Source organism: Octadecabacter sp. SW4 (assembly GCF_008065155.1).
Lineage (GTDB): Bacteria > Pseudomonadota > Alphaproteobacteria > Rhodobacterales > Rhodobacteraceae > SW4.
In genome coordinates this window covers 1,450,437-1,471,195 of the sequence record NZ_CP042819.1, presented here as the reverse complement: position 1 = coordinate 1,471,195, position 20,759 = coordinate 1,450,437, and the positions used below count along the sequence as shown (strand labels likewise).

Here is a 20,759-nt window from a genome sequence, read left to right as displayed (position 1 = left end):
AGATGATCATGAGGTGCGCATGGCGCTTGCGCGACGGCGCGGGCGTGACTAGGTTAAGGGTAACTCGATATAGGAAGGCGCAAAACATGGCGCCCCAGCGTCCCGATGGTGCGGGCGCACTCCCCAGCGCGGTCGAAAGCCCCGCACCCAATCCGTCCGGACCACAGCCGCTTTATGCAGCGCTTGATCTGGGCACAAACAGTTGTCGCATGCTGATTGCCCAACCGATGGGCCATCAGTTTCAGGTCGTGGACAGCTTCTCCAAATCTGTGCAGCTTGGGCAAGGGCTTGAAAGTTCAGGCAAACTCTCGCGTGCCTCGATGAACCGGACTGTGGCGGCGATGCGCATCTGTCGCCAGAAACTGCAACGCCACAAAGTGAAACACATGCGCCTTGTCGCGACCGAAGCCTGTCGGCGCGCCAGTAACGCCACGCAGTTCATCAAGCAGGTCAAGCGCGAGACCGGCCTGCGCCTTGATATCATCACGCCCGAGGAAGAAGCCCGTTTGGCGGTGATTTCCTGCGCCCCGCTTGTGAACAAGAAGACCAAGCAATTGCTGGTCGTGGATATTGGCGGGGGCTCGACCGAACTGGTCTGGATTGACCTCACAAATGTCCCCAAAAAGGAGCGCTCGGGCGCGATCATGCGCCTGCACGCGGGGTTTGACAGCGATCCGGGCGGATATGCGGGGGCCAAGGTCGTGGACTGGATTTCGGTGCCCTTGGGTGTTGCCACCCTGCGCGACCAGTTTCACGACGTGGAGGACGACGCGGCGCGCTTTGCGCTGATGAGCTGGTTTTTCGAGGAAAACCTCGAGAAATTTGCGCCAACCTCGGAAATTCAGGACCGCAAGGGGTTCCAGATCATCGGCACCAGCGGCACCGTCACGACCGTCGCTGCCAGCCATCTGGGCCTGCGCCGCTATGACCGCACCAAGGTCGACGGGCTGCGCATGACCACCGACCAGATCGATGCGGTGATCCGCGACTATCTGTCCCTGGGCGAGGTCGGGCGGCGCAATGACCCACGGATCGGGCGCGACCGTCAGGCGCTGATCATGTCGGGGTCCGCGATCCTGCAAGCGCTGATGCGGCTTTGGCCCACCGACCGCCTGTCAGTGGCTGACCGGGGCCTGCGCGAAGGGCTGCTTTACGCGCAAATGTCCGCACACGGCGTGCTGGATGATGCGCCTAGCTAGGGGTTTTGCCCGCCAGATCGTGCAGCGCCTGTTGCAACAGCAGGCTGTCGCCGCCCATCCCCAGAAACGAGACGCCCTTTTGCACCAACCCGGCGAACTGCGCAGGGTCAAACGCGACGATTCCCGCGGCCTTGCCTGCCGCGGTGATCCGCGCGATGGCGTGGTCGATGGCGGCCAGAACCTCGGGGTGGTCGGGTTCGCCCGGAAATCCCATATCAGCCGACAGGTCGTCAGGGCCGATAAACACGCAATCGACCCCCGTGGTGGTGGCAATCGCGTCGATATTTTCAATCGCGGCGCGGCTTTCCACCTGGGCAATCAGGCAAATCTGATCGTTGGCGCTGGCGACATAATCGACGATTTCACCATAGCGGCTGGCCCGGGCAAGGGCCGCGCCCATGCCGCGCACACCCGCACCGGGATAGCGCATCGCCGCAGCGGCGCGCGCGGCGTCGGCGCCCGTGTTGACCATCGGCACCATGATCGTTTGCGCGCCCAGATCCAGCACCTGTTTGAGCACCCAATCCTGCCCGATCGGCACGCGCACCACCGCCTGAGCAGGCGTGCCTGCGAGGGCCTGTAGCTGCGCGAGGATCAGCGGGATGTCGTTGGGGCCGTGTTCGGCGTCGATCAGGCACCAATCGAACCCCGCGCGCCCGGCAATTTCTGCGGCAATCGGATTGGCCAGCGTCAACCAGACTCCGGTTTGCAGCCTGCCCGCGGCAAGGCTGGTTTTGAGGGCGTTCTCAGGTGCGGGCATTGCTCTCTCCCAATCCGTCCAACACGGCGCGGGCAGCGCGCAGGCCGGGCTCTTCACCGCCCTGCCCCAGCCGCTGCATGGTCAAGGCCATCGCCGCATTCTGGGCCTCGGGCTGCGCCATGACGTCCAGCAGCGCAGCACCGATCGGGGCGGGCTGGCAGTCTCGGCCAATAAATTCCGGCACGCTGCGTGTTTCGCTGACAAGGTTCACCAGCGTCACCGTATCCACCAGCAACATCCGCGCAATCAAAATCCGGCTTAGCCAGTTCATATCATAGGCGATGACCATCGGCGTGCCGACCGCCGCCAGTTCAAGCGAGACCGTGCCCGAGGCCGCAAGCGCTACATCGGCAGCCGCAAAGGCGGCGCGTTTTCCGGCCCTGTCAGCGGCTGGGATCAGGATGGGCTGAACGGGCCAGTCAGCCGTCAGGGCGCGCACCAGCGATTCGACCGGCCCCGCACAGGGCAGGACCACGCGCGCGTCAGGATGCGCGGCCAGCACCGGCGCAAGGGCCGCGCCGAAACGGGGGGCAAGGCGGGACACCTCACCGCGCCGCGAGCCGGGCAGTGCGAGGATCAGCGGACCGTCCCCCGGCGCGTGTCTGGCGCGAAAATCGGCAATCTCGTCAGGCGTCGCAACCGGTTCGGCGACCACCGGATGCCCGACGAAATCGCAGGCCATGCCAGCAGCCTGCATCAGGGGTGGCTCGAACGGGAACAAGGCCAGCACATGGTCAATCACCCGCGCCATTTTCAGCGCCCGTTTGGGGCGCCATGCCCAGACGGTCGGGGCGACATAGTGCACCGTGCGGGTATCGCTGGCGTCTTTGACAAGGCGCGCCACGCGCAGGCAGAAATCAGGGCTGTCAATCGTGATCAGGACATCGGGCTGCGCCGCGATCACTTCATCGGCCACCTCGCGGATGCGGCGTTTCAGATGGCGGTATTTGGGCAGGACTTCGGCCAAGCCCATGACGGAAAGCTCGTCCATCGGAAACTGGCTCACCAGCCCCTGTTCCTGCATCAACGGCCCGCCGACCCCTTGGAATGTCACGCCCGCGCGCAGGCGTTTCAGGCCCGCCATCAGCGCCGCCCCCAGCTTGTCACCCGAAGGTTCACCGGCAACAAGAAACACCTTCATGCCGCCCCCCTGTCGCGCACCCAAAACGCGATACCCATCGCATCGGCGATGGCGACGCATTGCGGCTGATCCAGCACGATCACGCCGCCGGTTTCGATCACGACCGCATCAAACCCCGCCTCGGCGGCCAGCATGAATGTGCGCGCACCGATAGTGGGCAGATCAACGCGGCGGTCCTGATCGGGTTTCGGGGCCTTGAACAGGATCGCGCCGCGCGCGGGTGCGGGTGCGTCACCGCGGATCAGGTCCATCACGCCGTCAAAGACCCATGTGACCGGGTCGCCATCATAAGCGGTTTGCACCAACGGCAGGCACAGCGCAGCGATCATCGCATCAGTGCCATCAGGGCCTTCGGTTGCCAGCACCTCGCCGCCGCGCACAACGCAGGCCTGCCCGCTGTCAGCGTGGCCCATCATCGCCACCATCGCCTCGCCACGGGTGGCGTCACCGATATGCTGCGCGCCGGGCTGCACGCGGCCCTGCACCCCGGCGCGGGGCAGCAGACCGGGGGCGATGTCATGGGCGGCGCGAACCGTGAAACCTGCCTCCTCGAGGATCATGATGATCGCGCGCAGGGTGCCATCATCGCCAAGGGCCATCGCATCGGCCAGCCGCGCAATCAGCGGGGCGGTCGCGGGATCAATCGCGCGCGCGTCGATCACCGGGCGGCGCACACGGCCTGCCATGCAGATATCCGTCACACCCATATCGCGCAGATCAGCCAGCAACGTGCCAAGGGTTTCCAGCCGAAATGTCTTGCGGGGCAGATCGGCGGGCAGATCGGGGGCAAACCCCGCCATCTGGCAAATCACCGGATCAGGGGCACCGCACGCGCGCAGGGCGGCAAACAGTGCAGGTGGCAAACCGCCCTCGCCCGCGATCAGGGCCAGCATCAGCTTGGCGTCAGGAAATTGCGGTCGCTGTCACCAAGGATAAAGGCCACCATTTCCTGCACATAGGCGCTGTCGCTTTCATCGCCCAAGCGGCGGGCGCGGTCCATGAACGACCCTTCGCCGTCTTTCAAGGCCTGAAACGCGGCGCGCAGCGCGGTGATGTCAGTGCGCTCCACGCCCTTGCGTTTCAAGCCGATCAGATTAAGCCCGTCCAGCACCCCGCGCGGCCCCTGCACAAGTCCGTGCGGCACCACATCATTGGTCACCATCGTGCAGGCCCCGATGATCGCGCCCTTGCCGATACGCACATGCTGGTGCACGCCAGACAAGCCGCCGACGATCACGTCATCTTCAAGGATCACATGGCCGGCGATGGCCGAAGAATTGACGACAATCACGCGGTTGCCGACCTGCGCGTCATGGGCAATATGGCAACCCGCCATGAACAGCCCGTCATCACCCACACGGGTCACGCCGCCCCCGCCGCCGGTGCCGGTGTTCATGGTGACATGTTCGCGGATGCGGTTGCGCGCGCCGATCCGAAGCGAGGTTTTCTCGCCCGCGAACTTCAGATCCTGCGGGATTTCACCAATCACGGAAAAGGAAAACACGACAGTATCAGCCCCGATATGCGTGTCGCCCGTGACAACCACATGGCTGCGCAATTGCACCCCTTCGGACAAGACCACTTCGGGTCCGACGTGACAGAACGGGCCAATCTTGCAGCCAATGCCGATGGTTGCGCCGTCTTCGATCACGGCTGAGGGGTGAATGGACATGATCAGCCCTGCATATCCATCATCGCGGTAAATTCGGCCTCGGCGGCCATCTCACCTTCGACCGATGCGACGCCTTTGAACTTCCAGACCTTGCCACCGGCCTTGCCGCGGGTGGTTTCGATTTTCATCTCGAGCACGTCACCGGGCACAACCTTGCGGCGGAACTTGCAGCCGTCAATCGCCATGAAGTAAACCAGCAGATCACCGTTCACCAACCCCATCGTCGTGCCGACCATGACGGCGGCGGTCTGTGCCATCGCCTCGATGATGGTGACGCCGGGCATGATCGGATTGCCGGGAAAGTGACCCTGAAAATGCGGCTCGTTCATGGTGACGTTCTTGATGCCTGTGGCCGAGGAAGTCCCGTCGATATCACGCACGCGGTCCACCAGCAGAAACGGATAGCGGTGCGGCAGGATCGCCTGAATAAGCTGGATGTCAGCCTCGGTTACGGGTGCGGGAGTGTCATCGCTCATGGCTGATCCTTCGTTGTTTGGACCTGAGTAGCAACTGCGCCCGAGGGGGGCAAGCGCGGCTTAATTCGCGCCGCCATCACCTGTGCTGTCACCGTCAGGGCCGGTGCCATCGCCAACGGTCGCATCAATGACGGCAATCGCGGCATCGGTGATATCAATGCGCCCGACAGACAACACGACACTGCGCCGGTCCAAAATCGCGCCCGCGCCGTTTTCCACCATCAACTGGCCAAGGATCGGGCGGATCGCAACAAAGAAATTATCGCGCCCCGCCGCCAGCGAGTCATCAAGCGCGCGTTCCTTGGCGTCCTGGGCGGCGCGGATGCCCTGGACCTTTTCGTCAAAGGCTTCGGCCTCGGCGCGGAAGGCTGCGGGGTCCATTGCGGGGCGGCGTTCGGTAAGGTTGCTTTCCTCTTCGGTGAGGGCGGCAGCGATGGTGCGGTTTTCAGCCGCCAGAGCCTCGCTGGCGATGCGGAAATCGTCGGTGATGCGCTGGCCAAGTTCGGTTGCGGTAAACAGGCGGTCAATATCGACCGTCACAATCCCCACTGGTGTCGGGTTGTCCTGCGTTACCACGGGCGCAGTACCCTCTTGCGCCGCCACGGGCGCAGTGTCTTCTTGCGCCGCCACGGGCGCAGTATCTTCTTGCGCCGCCACGGGCGGCGACGCGGCGATCATCGCCAAGGCGAAAAGCGCCGCGCGCAGCATCAGAACTGTGTCGAGATCGTCAGATCGAACGATTTGGTTTCATCCGTTGGCTGGACGTCCAAGGGTTCGGTGAAGTTGAACCGTAGCGGGCCGATGGGCGTGTCCCAAAAGATCGACACACCAGCAATCGTGCGTGGGGTGAAATCGTTGTAATCCACCGTTGCAAGACTGGCAGAGTCACCCACGTCCCAGACCGACCCGTAGTCGATGAAGGCACCGCCACTGATCCCGTATTCTTCGGGCAGCCCCAGCGGGAAACGCGCCTCAAGGCGGGCCACGGCGTAGTATTCGCCACCCAGCGCGTCACCGGACACCTGATCGCGCGGACCAATGCCGCCCGGATCGAACCCGCGCATCACACGGCTGCCCAGAAAATAACGATCGGTGATCCGGCTTTGGCCATCCTGATAGACCAGCGCGCCGCCCTCAAGCGTGGCTGTCAGGGTCACATCGCCATTCAGGACAAGGGTCTGGCCGGTCACTTCGGCGCTGGTCTTGATGAACTGGCTGTCACCAAAGCCGAACTCCTGACCAAAGCGCAGCAGCACACCGGCGTCGGGGTTCAGACCGGTGCGGCGCGTGTCCCAGCTATAGGAATAGCCCAGTGAACTGGTGCCGATCCCGCCAAGCGCCGCATCCGCCTGAATGATCGCGCTGGAGGCCGCATCGGCATCGGTGATGTCAGTGTAGTCATAGCGGTAATAGACCGACAAACGCCCGTTTTCGCTGACCGGAAAGGCAAAGGAGGGACGGAAATCAAAGGTTTCCGTATCATAAAGTGCATTTGCGTTATCGGTGGTGCGATAATCAAGCGACAGACCAAAGCTCAGGTCACGCGCCAGAAAGTTGGGTTCGATGAAGTTGAAGCCAAGGTTCTGGTTGTCTTCGCCTGCCGACAGATCAAACGACAGCGTCTGCCCGCGCCCCAAGAAGTTGCGCTGCCTGAAACTGGCCAGCAGGGACAGCCCGTTATCTGTCGAAAAGTTGCCGCCGAACGACAGCGAGCCGGTCGGCCCTTCTTCGACGTTCACATCAATCACCACCTGATCGGGAGATGACCCTTCGCGGGCATCCACATTGGCGTTGGTGAAATATCCCAGCGCGCGGATACGTTCAGCGGATTGGCGGATTTCACGCGGGTTAAAGGGATCGCCCTCGACCACATCGAACTGGCCACGCACCACGCGATCAAGCGTGGTGTTGTTACCCTCGATGTCGATGCGTTCCACAAATATCCGCTCGCCGCGCACCAGCGCGAATTCCACGTCCAGCGTCAGGTCGCGGTCATTGCGGGTGATGCGGGGTTCGACCCGCATAAAGTTGATCCCCTGCTGGATCGCCAGACGTTCGATACGGGCGATATCGTTTTCGATCGCAACGGGTGAATAATAGGCGCCGCTGCGCAGGCGCAGGGCCGCTTCGAAATCAAGGGAATCGGCTTCCTCGATCTCGGACATGACGGACACATTGCCAAAGCGGAAGCGCTGCCCCTCCTGGATATTGTAGGTCACAAGATAGGCGTCGCGTTCGCGGGTCAGGGACACGTCGACGTTTTGCACCTGAAAATCCACATAGCCGCGCGAGCGGTAGAAATCGCTCAGCACCTGCTGGTCAAATTCCACGCGGTCGGCCACGAAGGTATCGCGCTGGATGATGGCGCGGAAAATGCCGGCTTGTTTGGTTTCCAGCACGCCGCGCAGGCGACGGTCCGAATAGGCGCGGTTGCCGACGAAACCGATGCGTTCAACTTCGGTCACGCCGCCCTCGAAGACCTCGAAGACCAGATCGACGCGGTTGTCGTTGCGGCGGATGATGCGGGGCATGACGGTCGCGTTGACGCGGCCCTGGGCGGCATAGGCCTGGGTGATGGCGGCGACGTCCTGTTCAGCCTGACTGGGGCTGTATACGCGGCGCTCACGGCTGCCGACCACAGCGGAAAGTTCCTCGTCCGACAGGCGGGCGTTGCCTTCAAAGTTGATCACGCTGATCGTCGGGTATTCGGTCACGCGAATGATCAATCTGTTGCCCGAGGGCACCAGATCGACGCTTTCGAACAATCCGGTGGCGCGAATACGCTGGGCGGCGTCATTGACGGCCCCTGCTGTGACCGCCTCGCCACGGGTGATTCCTGCGTATGTGAGGATTGTCGCGGTCTCGATCCGCTGGTTTCCTTCGACGCTGATGGTGTTGAATCGGTAGGTCTGGGCCTGCGCAATCGCGGCGAAAGCCATCCCAAGCATCAGAACTGAAAGGAAAATAATCTTTTGAATCTTGCCATGGCTTGACGCCATTCCGGCTGTAAATGCACTGCTCATTTTGTCCGCCTGTTTCGACTTGCCCGTCCCTTTGACGTAACGGGATTGACGGCACTTGTCAAAACGCAAGAACGCGCATCCCCGTGGGTGCGCGTCCGGTCGGATCAGTGATGATGATTGCGGCTTAGCCGGGGAAATACATGGAGCCGAAAAAGGCACCGGCCCAAAGCGCGCCAATGATGGTCGCAAGATACAGCAAACGGTCCCAGTTGATATCAATCAACAGCGACAATCCGCGATAACCTGATGCAATGGTCTGCATGGCAAGACCCCTTTTACGTGCTCGTTCCGTGCCACCCTGCCCATCAAATGTGGCGAATTGGTGGCACGTTCACGAAACCTTAGGGGCAAAGGAACAGATCATTGGCGACGGCAAAGACCATCAGCGCCAGGATCAGCGACAGGCCGATGGCCATCAGAACCCGCAGGGCACCGTCACTTGGCATCTTGCCGGTGACGGCCTCGTAGGCGTGAAACACAAGGTGCCCACCGTCCAGCACAGGGATCGGAAACAGGTTCAGCAGCCCCACGGCCGTCGACAGCACCGCCACGAACCAGATAAAGCTGCTGGCACCCTGACTGGCCATTGCGCCGCTGGTCTGGGCAATGCCGATCGGGCCGGACAGGTTGCACGACGAAATCGCGCCGGTGATCATGTGCCACAGGCCCGACAGGGACGATTTCATGATAAACCAGACCTGCGCGATCGCGGCCCTCGTGGCGGCCCAGGGACCGACGACCTCGGTCTGCGCTTCAAAGAACAGCCCGCCGGTAACGCCAATCAGGTAACGGGTCTCGAAACCACCCTCGGGCGATGGAAGATCAACGCTGCGCGGGGCCAGCGTAAAATCGATCAACGCGCCGTCACGCCAGACCGTGGCCATCAAGGGGCGCCCGTCTGACCCGGCAACCGCCGCCTTGAGCTGGTCAAAGGCAAAGATCGGGGTGCCATCAATCGCCGTGATCACGTCGCCGACCTTCATCTCGATGTCATAGGCGGCCGATTGCGGGTTCAGCGCCAAAATCATCGCCGGATAGGGATATGGCCCTTGCACGGTCATTTCCGTGCCGTCGCGCAACACGCGGTAATCCAAGGTGGGTTCAACCGGCAGGCTGGCGATATAGCCTTCGAAATCAGCCAGTTCCGGCGTTTCCAGCCCGGCGATCGACAAGATCGCATCGCCCGGTTCCAGATCCATCGCATAAGAGGGTGGCAGGGCGCGCGATTCGTCCAATGTCAGCGGATCGGACGCGCGCCCATCAACCATCATCACCGCGCCAAAAATCAGCACAGACAAGATGAAATTGAACACCGGACCCGCCGCAACAGTGGCCGCGCGCGCCCAGAGCGGGGCACCCAGCATGGTGTTGCGCCCCGGCTCGGCCCCTTCGGCCGCACCAACGCTGGCAGCATTGGCATCGCCCAGAAATTTCACATATCCGCCAAACGGCAGGGCCGCGATCTGCCAACGGGTGCCGTGTTTATCAACGCGGGAATAGACCACCGGACCAAATCCAAGGCTGAACACTTCGGCATGGATGCCCGACCAGCGCCCGACGATGTAGTGGCCGTATTCGTGGATCGCCACGATGATCGACAGCGCGACGATGAAGGCTACGATGGTAAAGGCCGCACTGCCAAACTGCGGGAGGATCTGGGTGATGTCCAAAGTCTTAGTGTCCTGTCATTTTTATTGCTTCACCCGCGCGGATGCGGGCCAGCCTGTCGATGTCCAATACCGTATCTAGTGTCATCGTGGCATTTTGCAGCCCGTCCCGGGCCGACATTTTGTCCAATGTCACACAAACCACGCGCGCCATGTCCATAAAGCCGATCTCGCCCGCGATAAAGGCATCAAGCGCGCGTTCCTTGGCGGCGTTGAAGGCGGCACCGGCCAGGCCGCCCTCCTCCATCACGCGCCGCGCAAGCGCCAGCGCGGGATAGCGGGCCGGATCGGGCGCGCGGAAATTCAACTGACCGATCTGCGCCAGATCAAGGCGGTCGACCGGCAACGCGCGCCGGTCTGGCCAATGTAGCGCATAGCCGATGGCGTGGCGCATGTCGGGCGGGCCGACGTGGGCCATCAGCGCACCATCGTTGAACCCGACCAGCGCGTGAATCAGGCTTTCGGGGTGAACGATGGTTTCAATCTGGTCACTGCGAACGCCGAAAAACTCCTTGGTTTCAACAAGTTCAAGCGCCTTGTTGAACATGGACGCGCTGTCGATCGTGATCCGCTGGCCCATGTCCCAATTGGGATGGCACGAGGCCTGCGCCACCGTTACATCATTAAGCCTGTCCAGCGGATGATCGCGAAAGGCACCACCGCTTGCGGTGATGATGATGCGTTCCACCGTGGCGATATCCTCGCCGATCAACGCCTGAAAGATACCCGAATGTTCGCTGTCAACCGGCAGAACGCGCGCGCCGTGATCCGCTGCGCGCTGCATCAGGATCGGGCCGGCCGTGACCAGAGATTCCTTGTTGGCCAGAGCAAGCGTCGTGCCGTGTTTCAGTGCCTCAAGTCCCGGCGGCAGGCCAGCCGCCCCGACAATCGCCGACATGATCCAGTCGGCGGGTCTGCTTGCCGCCTCTTGCAAGGCGCGCGCGCCACTGGCCGCCACAACGCCGCTACCGGCCAACGCATCGCGCAGCGCGCCGTATTGGCTTTCATCGGAAATCACTGCAACTTCGGCCTGCAAGGCTATGGCATCATTTGCTAATTGCGCCACATTGCGCCCACCCGTCAGCGCCACCACATCATAGGCGTCGCGATCGCGCTTGATCAGGTCGATGGTGCTTTGCCCGATGGATCCGGTCGCGCCCAGAATGCTGATCCGTCGCATCAAAAGGCGACCCCGGGCACATTGAACAGATCGGCCAGGGCCAGCATGAACAGCGAGGCCCCCAGCAGCGCATCAAAGCGGTCAAACAGCCCGCCATGCCCCGGAATCAGGGTTGAACTGTCCTTGACCTTCATCCGGCGTTTCAGGGCGCTTTCGCCGATATCCCCCATCTGGCCTGCGAATGACAGGACCATCGAAATCGGGATGATAAGCGAGGTGGCATTGGTGAACTGCATGAAAATCAGGCCAACGACAGCCGCCGCAAGCCAACCCGCGACGGTCCCGCTCCAGGTCTTTTTCGGGCTGACCTTGGGCCAGAACTTCGGGCCGCCCAGCATCCGCCCGGCAAAATAGCCGAAAATATCGGTGACGATCACCACAAGAACCAGCCACAGCAGCCAGGTAAAGCCAAAATCGATGCGGAAGTGCACCAGCCCCCAGCCCGCGATCTGGATCGCGAGGGCAAAGACAAAGAAGGTCAGGCGTTCATGGGGCAAGGCCAGCGCACCGATGATCGGCACGACCAGAAACAACGCCAGAAATTCGTAACTTTCGGTCGGGCCAAAGACCTGCGCGGACAGGATGCTGGCGACGGCGGCGGCCAGCAACATCCCCGAGGTCGCGGCCTCGGGGCGGATCATCTTCCACAACTCCCAGACCATGACGGCGGTGACAAACACCGCCAGCATCTGGAACCAGATGCCCCCCGCGATGATGGCGCCAACCCCGATCACGGCCATCGCCGCACCCGACGCAAGGCGCACCGTCAGATCCCCCCATTTGCCGGGATCGATTGCAGGCTTGTCTGTCATATCAGGCCTTTACCCCGCCAAACCGGCGATCTCGGGCGCTGAAACTTGCCAGCACCCTGGCAAATTCCTGCGGTGTAAAATCGGGCCACAGCGTATCGACGAATTCGTATTCGCTATAGGCGGTCTGCCAAAGCAGAAAGTTGCTGACCCGCGCCTCGCCACTGGTGCGGATGACCAGATCGGGGTCGGGCAACACGTGGGTATCAAGGTATTTTGCCAATGTTTCGGCATCAACATCCTTGTGGGTCAACCTGCCCTGCTCGATGTCATAGGCAAGGCGCTTGGCGGCGCGGGTGACTTCATCGCGCCCGCCGTAGTTGATGGCGACGGTCAGATGCACGCGATCATTGCCCGCCGTGAGCAGTTCCAGTTCGTCCATCAGCGCGACCAGTTTGTCATCCAGACGCACACGATCCCCGATGAACCGGACCCGCACACCGTTTTTCAGCAGGGCCTGCGCCTCGCGCTCGATGTAGCGGCGAAACAGCTTCATCAGACCGGCGACTTCGGTCTGGGTGCGTTTCCAGTTTTCGGTCGAGAAGGCGAAAATGGTCAGGTATTTGACGCCCAGATCAGGGCAGCTTTCGACGATATCGCGCACACGTTTTGCGCCCGCGTGGTGGCCAAACAACCGGGGCCGCCCGCGCTGGGTCGCCCAGCGGCCGTTGCCGTCCATGATAATGGCGACGTGGCGCGGGCCTGCCTGTTGTGCGTCCTTGGCCATACCCAGCCTCCTGGTTACCGTCTTGGCGCGTCCCTTTGGGCTTGCGCCTTTTGCTGCCGGACTTTCCGGGGCTCCGCCCTTTGATCCGGCGAAAAGGTCCACTGGACCTTTTCAAGATTGCCGGACTTTCCGGGGCTCCGCCCTTTGATCCGGCGAAAAGGTCCACTGGACCTTTTCAAGATTGCCGGATCAAACCTGCATGATCTCGGCTTGCTTGGTGTCGAGGTTGTCGTCGATTTGTTTGATATAGGCGTCGGTCAACTCCTGCACCTCGTCCTCCCAAAGCTTCTGGTCGTCCTCGGACAGGCCATCACCCTTGGCCTTTTTGATCTGGTCCATCCCGTCACGGCGCACGTTGCGCACCGACACGCGGGCATGTTCGGCGTATTGGCCTGCGACCTTGGTCAATTCGCGGCGGCGTTCTTCGTTGAGTTCGGGGATCGGCAGCATGATGATCGTGCCGTTCAGCTGCGGGTTGATCCCCAGCCCGCTTTCGCGGATCGCCTTTTCAACCTTGCCGACGAGGCCCTTGTCCCAGACGTTGATCGTGACCATGCGCGGCTCGGGGACGTTGACGGTGCCGACCTGATTGATCGGCGTCAGCGCGCCATAAGCATCCACCATCACCGGTTCCAGCATCGAGGACGACGCGCGCCCGGTGCGAAGCGACGCAAATTCGGTGCGCAGATTGGCGATTGCGCCATCCATGCGGCGGGTCAGATCATCGGTATCAAGGATAAAGTCGTCGGACATGAGTAGCGCTCTTTTTGCCAGTGTTGCCCTGCTATACCTGCAAGACCGGTGATTTGTATAGAACGCCCGTGCAGTTCTTGCGGAAATTTGCGCGCGTTATCGCAAAAACGGCGCGAGGCGGGGGGCACCCGCCGTTTCATCTTGCCAGCAATACCTGCCCCGCAGGGATCGTCAGACCATCAATCGCGCACGGTGGTAAAGGTGCCAGTGCCGTCCAGAATACCCTTGAATCCGCCCGGCTCATCCAAGGAAAACACCACGATCGGCAGCTTGTTTTCCCGCGCCAGCGCAATGGCGCTGGCATCCATCACGCCCAGATGCTGGGCCAGCACCTCGTCATAGGTGATCGTGTCGTAACGTTTGGCATCGGCGTGTTTGGCGGGGTCCTTGTCATAGACGCCATCCACCTTGGTGCCTTTGAAGATCGCCTCGCAGGCCATTTCGTTGGCGCGCAGGGTCGCCGCCGTGTCGGTGGTGAAATAGGGGTTGCCGGTGCCCGCGGCAAAGATGCAGACGCGCTTTTTCTCAAGGTGGCGCACCGCGCGGCGACGAATATAGGGTTCGGCGACCTCATCCATGCGGATCGCGGAAATGACGCGGGTGTGGATGCCCTGCCCCTCAAGTGCGCTTTGCATCGCCAGCGCGTTCATCACCGTGGCGAGCATGCCCATGTAATCGGCCGTGGTGCGCTCCATCCCCTGTGCCGATCCCTGCAGGCCGCGAAAGATATTGCCGCCGCCGATCACCATGCAAATCTCGACGCCCATGTCGTGAACGGTTTTCACCTCGCGGGCGATGCGTTCGACGGTGGGCGGGTGCAGGCCAAAGCCCTGATCGCCCATCAATGCCTCGCCCGAAATCTTGAGCATGACCCGTTCAAATGTGACTTTTTCGGCGTCTGACATCGCTGGGTCCTTTGGTTTGTTGCGGCAAGGGCTAAAATGTCGCAAACCGAGGGTCACTTCAATGGCTGGTTGGGCGAATTGCACGGCGGGCCGCAAGTTTCTTTGCAAGGGTGCCGCAATGATTGACCTGCGCACGATCCCGCCTGACGTTCCCGTGTTGATTTTCGGGCCAACCGCGGCTGGCAAATCGGCGCTGGCCTTGCAGATTGCGCAAACCGGCGGCGGGGTGATCGTCAATGCCGATGCCTTGCAGGTGTTTGACGGCTGGCGGGTGTTGACCGCGCGACCCGATGCGGCGGACGAAGCCCGCATCCCTCATGCCTTATACGGTCATGTGCCGTTCGATGCGCCTTATTCGGTGGGTCATTGGCTGCGTGATGTGACGCCCTTCGTGCAAGGCACCGCGCGGCCCATCATTGTGGGTGGCACGGGGCTGAACTTTGCCGCCCTCACCCAAGGGTTGGCCGATATTCCGGCGACACCGCCAGATGTCCGGGACCGCGCGAATGCGCAGGATCTGAACGATATGCTGGCCGCGCTTGATCCGGTGACATTGGGCCGGATTGACCAGAACAACCGCGCCCGCGTGCAGCGCGCATGGGAGGTGCAACAGGCCACCGGGCGCTCTATTGCCGACTGGCAGGACATGACGCCGCCACCGGTCTTGCCGCTGTCGCAGGTGACGGCGCTGGCGATGATGCCCGATCCCGACTGGCTGAACGCCCGGATCGCGCGCCGCTTTGATGTGATGATCCGCGACGGTGCCCTGGACGAGGCGGCCGCGATGGAACCGCACTGGAACCCTGATCATGCGTCCGCCAAGGCGATCGGCGCAGCGGAACTGATTGCCCATATCCGTGGCGAAATTTCGCTGGACGCGGCCCGGGAACTTGCGGTGATTGCCAGCCGTCGTTATGCCAAACGGCAACGCACATGGCTGCGCTCACGGATGCGGGACTGGCGGCAGATTGCCTTGCCAGTGCCGGACTAGCCCAGACTGGCACTCGCAATACTTGCATCTTTACAACAAATTTGGATTGATTTCATGCTAGAATAGGTTAAAAGTTTCACAAATGCAATTTGGGACCAGATCATGCCTGATACCACGCTTGCCCTCGCCCCTGTCGCCCAGAATGCCCACCACGGGCGGTGGCGCACCGAGGCCATGCGCAGTCATACCAGCCCGCGCCTGATTTTCATCAACAAGGGTCAGGGCCGCATTACCGTGGCAGGATTGACCAGCGGCTATGGCCCCAACAATCTGATCTTTATCCCCGCCCATACCATGTATGGTTTCGAGGTCGGGCCGACCGTGTTCGGGCAGATGGTCACAATTCCCCCGGCGATGGCAAGCGAATGGCCCGCCGCGCGCATGCACCTGCGCCTGCGCGATGTTGTGCAGCAAAAGGAACTGGCCATGCTTTTTGACAACCTGGAACGCGAGCTAAAAAGCAATCGTCCGGGCAATACGCGGGCCGCACATTATCATGCGGGGCTGCTGTCGGTCTTCTTTGAACGCCAGATCGCGATGCATGACTCCAGCGACAGCCGCCACACCACCGCCGCCGCGCGACTGGTCGCCGCCTATACCGATCTGATCGAGCGGGATTTTCGCCGCCACCTTGGGGTTGCCCAATACGCCGCCGCGCTGGGCGTCACGCCCACACATCTGACGCGGTGCTGCAAGGCAAGCTGCGGGAAATCAGCGCTGGCCCTGCTCAATGATCGCATCCTGTTCGAGGCACGCATGATGCTGCGCCAGACCAAGGTGCCCGTGCGCCAGATCGCGGCCGCGCTTGGCTTTGCCTCGGCGGCCTATTTCACCCGCAGCTTTCAGGCGCAGGCGGGTATGACCCCGTCAGAATTCCGACGCAAGGGGCCGATGGGGCAGCTGATTAACCTGTAAAACAAGGCCCTACTTCGCTGCATCGCGGCACGAAAAGCCGCAGCGCAGCATCAGGCCCGCTCACCGGTTGATGTCGCTTTTGTTATATGCGAACGTCGCAAACGTGACGTCAAATGCCGAATGCGTGCATTGACCGCACCCCGAAAAACGTGCGCAATGCGCATCTGATGAGGGGGATGATTTGCGGGAGCCAACACTGGCGACAGCCGGTTTCTGCAACCGCCCCGACACTCATGGATAAAATAATGTGTCACAGGGAGAAACGAATGACGCACCTAACCCTTTCCGGCAAGCCCGTGCATCCTGCCGCCGAAATCTACACGCGCGACGCCAAGGCTGGAAAACTCAGCCGCCGCGAATTTCTGGCCCGCACAACCGCGCTTGGCGTCACTACGGCAGCGGCATACGGCATGCTGGGGCTGTCCGCCCCCGTGCAGGCCGCCGCCCACGCCCAACAGGGCGGCACGATCCGCATGCAGATCGAAGTCCGCGCCCTAAAGGATCCGCGCACATTTGACTGGACCCAGATCGCTTATATCACGTCCGGCTGGATAGAATATCTGGTTGAATACAACAGCGACGGTTCGTTCGAGCCGATGTTGCTGGAAAGCTGGGACGTCAACGACGATGCCACCCAATACACGTTGAATGTCCGTCAGGGCGTCAAGTGGAACAACGGCGACGATTTCACTGCCGAAGACGTGGCCCGCGTGATCACCGACTGGTGTGACAGCGCCGCCGAAGGCAACTCGATGGCGGGCCGTTTTGCGGCGCTGATCGACGCTGACAGCGGTCAGGCGATCGAGGGCAGCATCGTGGTTACCGACAGCCACACCGTGCAGTTGAACCTGCCAAAATCCGACATCACCCTGATTGCGGGCATGTCCGATTATCCGGCTGCGATCTATCACGCCAGCCACAACGCCGATGATATGCTTGGCAACCCGATTGGCACTGGTCCCTATCTTCCTGAAAGCATGGAAGTGGGCGTCAAGGCCGTGTTGGTGCGCAACGAAGGCCATGAATGGTGGGGCTACGCCGCCGGCAAAGGCGCCTATCTGGACCGTATCGAATTCATCGATTACGGCACGGATCCTTCGGCCTGGGTCGCCGCTGCGGCCTCCGACGAGGTGGACGTATTCTATGAAACCGTCGGTGATTTCGTCGATGTTGTCGAAGGTATCGGCTGGGAAGGTTCCGAAGTCGCCTCTGGCGCGACCATCGTCATCCGTCCCAACCAGCAAGCCGAGGTTAACGGCGTCAAACCCTATGAAGATGTGCGCGTGCGCCGCGCCATCGCGATGGCCGTCAACAACGAGGTCTGCCTTGAGCTGGGCTATGCCAACCGCGGTGTGGTTGCCAAGAACCAGCACGTGGGTCCGATGCATCCCGAATACGCCGATGTGCCAGCGCTGGATTACGATCCCGCAGGCGCCCTGGCCCTGCTGCAAGAGGCCGGCATGGCCGATTTCGAGTTCGAGATTTCCTCGATTGATGATGACTGGCGCAAGAACACGACCGATGCCGTTGCAGCCCAGCTGCGCGACGCCGGGTTCAACATCAAGCGCACGATCATCCCGGGCAGCACGTTCTGGAACGACTGGACGAAGTATCCCTTCTCCTCGACCAACTGGAACCACCGCCCGCTTGGCACCCAGATCCTTGGTCTGGCCTATCGCTCGGGCGAGGCATGGAACGAAGCGGCGTTCGCCAACGCTGAATTCGATGCCCTGCTGGATCAGGCAAACGCGATTGCCGATGCCGGGGCGCGCAGTGAAGTGATGGCCCAACTGCAGACGATCATGCGCGACGAGGGTGTCACGCTCCAGCCTTACTGGCGGTCGCTTTATCGCCACGCCAAGCCGGGTTTCGTGGGCATGGAAATGCACATCGCCTATCTGCCCCAGCTTTATAAGATGGGCATCGCCGCCTAGGGCTGCACGAACCAAAGGCCGCCCCCGCAACGGGGCGGCCTTTCCTAATATGACCGGCCAGCAATGACTGACCGGCACAGCCAACAGGGGCTTTTATGGGACTGTTCATTCTCCGCCGGTTGGGGGTCATGATCCTCACGGCATTATGCCTGACTTTCATCGTCTTCTTTCTGACGAACCTTTTTCCGAACCTTGAAAAACTTGCCAAGACCCAAGGCAACTTTCGCATGTCCGAAGCGGCGGTCGAAAGCTATCTGGGCAATCGCGGGTATTTGCAGTCCACGCCGGTCAAATACGGGCAGTGGCTGGGCATTTTGCCGGGGTATGTGATCGAGGGCACGGATGGCGACACCCGCGCGCGCTGCGCAGGCGCGCAGGCCCCCACCGAAGATACCCCACGTTTTTGCGGCGTTCTACAGGGCGACTGGGGCGAAAGCACCGTGTTCAAGGATGAGGTCGGCAGCATTATCGGCACCCGCCTGTGGCTGACAGGCAAGTTGATGTTTTACGTGATGCTGCTGATGGTGCCCGGTGCGCTGATCATCGGCGTGCTGGCGGGGATGCGCGAAGGGTCGCGCCTTGACCGCTCGCTCTCGACCGTGTCCATCGTCTCCACGGCGACGCCGGAATATGTATCGGGTGTTGTGTTCATCTCGGTCTTTGCCACGGCGACTTTCGGAATGCAGTGGTTCAAGGGCACGGCGACATCGGCGATGGATGATGCAACCTTTGGCAACTTTTTCCTGCCGGTGCTGACGATCGCGCTTTATGGCATGGGCTATATCGCGCGGATGACGCGGGCGTCGATGACCGAAGTGATGAATGCGCAGTTCATCCGCACCGCGCGTCTGAAAGGGGTCAGCTTTCCCAATATCGTGATGAAGCACGCGCTGCGCAACGCGCTGATCGCACCCTTCACCGTCATCATGCTGCAATTCCCGTGGCTGCTGAACGGCGTCGTCATCGTGGAGACCCTGTTCAACTACAAGGGCTTTGGCTGGACGCTGGTGCAGGCCGCAAGCAACAATGACATTGAACTCTTGCTGGGCGTTTCTGTCGTCTCAGTGATCGTGGTTCTGGTCACGCAACTGATTTCCGACATCGGTTATGTGTTCCTCAACCCACGCATCAGAATTTCGTAAAGGGGCAGAACATGGATATGCTTAGCTGGACAGGCTCTCTTGGAACCATCCTCAACCCCGTTGCACAGGCGCTGTTTGTCGCCTTTGCACTGGCCGTGGTGGCACAGATCATCATGGGCTTTTTCGCCGCCGAGGTGAAACTGCAATCGAACGCCGATGGCACCCTGATGAAACGGGGCGGCACATTCGGCATGGTCGAAAACGCCGTCAAATGGCTGTTTCTGGCGCTGGTCGTGGTGATCGTCGTCTATGTGGTCGGCGGATTGCTGATGCCCGATGGCAAGGCCGGGATCCTGGGCGAAATGTCAAAAAGGTTCATCCCCGTCTGGATCGCACTGGTCGCAACATTCACCCTGTCGATCATGTTCAAGCGCCGCCTTGGCCTTTACGGCAAGCTGTTTGACAGCATGATCGGCATGATCGGCTTTGCGCTGGTGATGTTCTGGGTGTTCACGGCAATTTTCGTCGGTGTGTTCGACCTGATCGCCACCCACGATCCGCTGGCGCAGATTTCCGGCCTCAAGAACAAGGTGCCGGGCACGCCCCTGCCCGCTGGCAGCGAAGACCTCTATCCGCATTACCTGCTGGGTGGTGACAACCTTGCACGCGACATCTTTAGCCGCGTGGTCCAAGGCTCGGTGATCGTCATCATGATTGCGCCTCTGGCGACGATCTTTGCCTTTATGGTGGGGATCACACTGGGCCTGCCTGCGGGCTATTACGGGGGCAAGCTTGATACGACACTGTCGTTCCTTGCCAACCTGATCCTCGCCTTTCCGGTGATCTTGCTGTTTTACCTGCTGGTGACGCCCGAAATCGTCGCAACGGGCCTGCCCAACTACATGGCGGCGTTCCTGTTCCTGTTCCCGCTGATCTTTTTCGGGGTGCTGATCAATTCACGATTCCGCACGCAACCCAGCCGTAACATGATCCTGCTCGCCGTGGTGCTGATCCCGCTGGCATGGATATACCTGAGCGTGATCAGCCAGGATGGATCGCCGCTTGATATCTGGCCCGCCGCGCTTGATTGGATCAACATTCCTGGCGGCATTCTGGTGGTGTTCGTGTCGGTTGTCTTCGTCAACAGCCCCACCGTGTTCCGTATCGTGCGCGGCCTCGCGCTGGATATCAAAACGCGCGATTATGTTGCCGCGGCGCAAACCCGTGGCGAAGGCCCGTGGTATATCATGCTCTGGGAGATTTTGCCCAACGCACGTGGCCCGCTGATCGTCGATTTCTGCCTGCGCATCGGCTATACCACGATCCTGCTGGGGACGTTGGGGTTCTTTGGCCTTGGTCTGCCACCCGAAAGCCCTGACTGGGGCAGCACGATCAACGAAGGGCGCAAGCTGCTGCTGATCTACGTGCACCCCGCCATGCCACCCGCGATTGCCCTGCTGTCGATGGTGCTGGGTCTGAACCTGTTGGCCGATGGCCTCCGCGAAGAAAGCCTGAAGGATTAAGC

The 20,759-nt window shown here is 61.3% G+C and carries 20 protein-coding genes; 6 read left to right on the top strand and 14 right to left on the bottom strand.

Annotated elements, in window-relative coordinates:
* Positions 1-86 precede the first annotated feature (86 nt).
* Positions 87-1,199 carry a Ppx/GppA phosphatase family protein gene (locus FTO60_RS07275; RefSeq protein ID WP_148055335.1) on the top strand — a complete coding sequence of 371 codons (1,113 nt, stop codon included), beginning with the start codon at positions 87-89 and terminating at the stop codon, positions 1,197-1,199.
* On the opposite strand, the gene FTO60_RS07270 is transcribed toward FTO60_RS07275, so the two are convergent.
* The 14 genes from FTO60_RS07270 to pyrH form a co-directional block, all read right to left on the bottom strand.
* A complete protein-coding gene (locus FTO60_RS07270; RefSeq protein ID WP_148055334.1) occupies positions 1,192-1,959 on the bottom strand; it encodes an HpcH/HpaI aldolase/citrate lyase family protein in 768 nt (255 codons plus the stop codon). The two genes, FTO60_RS07275 and FTO60_RS07270, sit on opposite strands and share 8 nt — an antisense overlap.
* A complete protein-coding gene (gene lpxB / locus FTO60_RS07265) occupies positions 1,946-3,100 on the bottom strand; it encodes a lipid-A-disaccharide synthase (RefSeq protein ID WP_148055333.1) in 1,155 nt (384 codons plus the stop codon). The genes FTO60_RS07270 and lpxB overlap by 14 nt, the downstream gene beginning before the upstream one ends.
* Positions 3,097-3,993 carry an LpxI family protein gene (locus tag FTO60_RS07260; protein WP_148055332.1) on the bottom strand — a complete coding sequence of 299 codons (897 nt, stop codon included), beginning with the start codon at positions 3,991-3,993 and terminating at the stop codon, positions 3,097-3,099. The genes lpxB and FTO60_RS07260 overlap by 4 nt, the downstream gene beginning before the upstream one ends.
* Entirely contained in the window at positions 3,993-4,775 is a 783-nt protein-coding gene (lpxA, locus tag FTO60_RS07255) for an acyl-ACP--UDP-N-acetylglucosamine O-acyltransferase (RefSeq protein WP_148055331.1), read from the bottom strand. Before lpxA ends, FTO60_RS07260 begins: the two co-directional genes overlap by 1 nt.
* Positions 4,775-5,248, bottom strand: a complete 474-nt coding sequence (gene fabZ, locus FTO60_RS07250) for a 3-hydroxyacyl-ACP dehydratase FabZ (protein ID WP_148055330.1) — start codon at positions 5,246-5,248, stop codon at positions 4,775-4,777. The genes lpxA and fabZ overlap by 1 nt, the downstream gene beginning before the upstream one ends.
* Before the next feature lie 60 nt (positions 5,249-5,308).
* Positions 5,309-5,956, bottom strand: coding sequence for an OmpH family outer membrane protein (locus tag FTO60_RS07245; RefSeq protein WP_148055329.1), 648 nt, complete (start codon positions 5,954-5,956; stop codon positions 5,309-5,311).
* A complete protein-coding gene (gene bamA, locus FTO60_RS07240; RefSeq protein ID WP_254696920.1) occupies positions 5,956-8,271 on the bottom strand; it encodes an outer membrane protein assembly factor BamA in 2,316 nt (771 codons plus the stop codon). The genes FTO60_RS07245 and bamA overlap by 1 nt, the downstream gene beginning before the upstream one ends.
* A gap of 124 nt (positions 8,272-8,395) precedes the next feature.
* Positions 8,396-8,533: a hypothetical protein gene (locus FTO60_RS17650; protein WP_172623833.1), complete on the bottom strand. Its 138-nt coding sequence runs from the start codon at positions 8,531-8,533 to the stop codon at positions 8,396-8,398.
* A gap of 79 nt (positions 8,534-8,612) precedes the next feature.
* Positions 8,613-9,941 (bottom strand): RIP metalloprotease RseP, encoded by a 1,329-nt coding sequence (gene rseP / locus FTO60_RS07235; protein WP_148055328.1) that lies wholly within the window; start codon positions 9,939-9,941, stop codon positions 8,613-8,615.
* A gap of 4 nt (positions 9,942-9,945) precedes the next feature.
* Positions 9,946-11,118 carry a 1-deoxy-D-xylulose-5-phosphate reductoisomerase gene (gene dxr, locus FTO60_RS07230; RefSeq protein WP_148055327.1) on the bottom strand — a complete coding sequence of 391 codons (1,173 nt, stop codon included), beginning with the start codon at positions 11,116-11,118 and terminating at the stop codon, positions 9,946-9,948.
* On the bottom strand, positions 11,118-11,930 hold the full coding sequence (locus FTO60_RS07225; protein WP_148055326.1) for a phosphatidate cytidylyltransferase: 813 nt from the start codon (positions 11,928-11,930) through the stop codon (positions 11,118-11,120). The genes dxr and FTO60_RS07225 overlap by 1 nt, the downstream gene beginning before the upstream one ends.
* Before the next feature lies 1 nt (position 11,931).
* Positions 11,932-12,654, bottom strand: a complete 723-nt coding sequence (locus FTO60_RS07220; protein ID WP_148055325.1) for an isoprenyl transferase — start codon at positions 12,652-12,654, stop codon at positions 11,932-11,934.
* 189 nt (positions 12,655-12,843) lie between these two features.
* Positions 12,844-13,407 carry a ribosome recycling factor gene (frr, locus tag FTO60_RS07215; RefSeq protein ID WP_148055324.1) on the bottom strand — a complete coding sequence of 188 codons (564 nt, stop codon included), beginning with the start codon at positions 13,405-13,407 and terminating at the stop codon, positions 12,844-12,846.
* A 179-nt stretch (positions 13,408-13,586) separates the two neighbouring features.
* Complete coding sequence (gene pyrH, locus FTO60_RS07210; protein WP_148055323.1) at positions 13,587-14,312, bottom strand: UMP kinase; 726 nt, start codon at positions 14,310-14,312, stop codon at positions 13,587-13,589.
* A 118-nt stretch (positions 14,313-14,430) separates the two neighbouring features.
* Here pyrH and miaA point away from each other — a divergent pair, with 118 nt between their 5' ends.
* The 5 genes from miaA (at position 14,431) to FTO60_RS07185 (ending at position 20,757) form a co-directional block, all read left to right on the top strand.
* Positions 14,431-15,303 (top strand): tRNA (adenosine(37)-N6)-dimethylallyltransferase MiaA, encoded by an 873-nt coding sequence (gene miaA, locus FTO60_RS07205; RefSeq protein ID WP_148055322.1) that lies wholly within the window; start codon positions 14,431-14,433, stop codon positions 15,301-15,303.
* A gap of 102 nt (positions 15,304-15,405) precedes the next feature.
* Positions 15,406-16,218 carry an AraC family transcriptional regulator gene (locus FTO60_RS07200; RefSeq protein ID WP_148055321.1) on the top strand — a complete coding sequence of 271 codons (813 nt, stop codon included), beginning with the start codon at positions 15,406-15,408 and terminating at the stop codon, positions 16,216-16,218.
* A 266-nt stretch (positions 16,219-16,484) separates the two neighbouring features.
* Positions 16,485-18,152 (top strand): ABC transporter substrate-binding protein, encoded by a 1,668-nt coding sequence (locus FTO60_RS07195; RefSeq protein WP_148055320.1) that lies wholly within the window; start codon positions 16,485-16,487, stop codon positions 18,150-18,152.
* A gap of 95 nt (positions 18,153-18,247) precedes the next feature.
* On the top strand, positions 18,248-19,294 hold the full coding sequence (locus tag FTO60_RS07190) for an ABC transporter permease (protein ID WP_148055319.1): 1,047 nt from the start codon (positions 18,248-18,250) through the stop codon (positions 19,292-19,294).
* 11 nt (positions 19,295-19,305) lie between these two features.
* Positions 19,306-20,757, top strand: coding sequence for an ABC transporter permease (locus tag FTO60_RS07185; protein ID WP_148055318.1), 1,452 nt, complete (start codon positions 19,306-19,308; stop codon positions 20,755-20,757).
* Positions 20,758-20,759 lie beyond the last annotated feature (2 nt).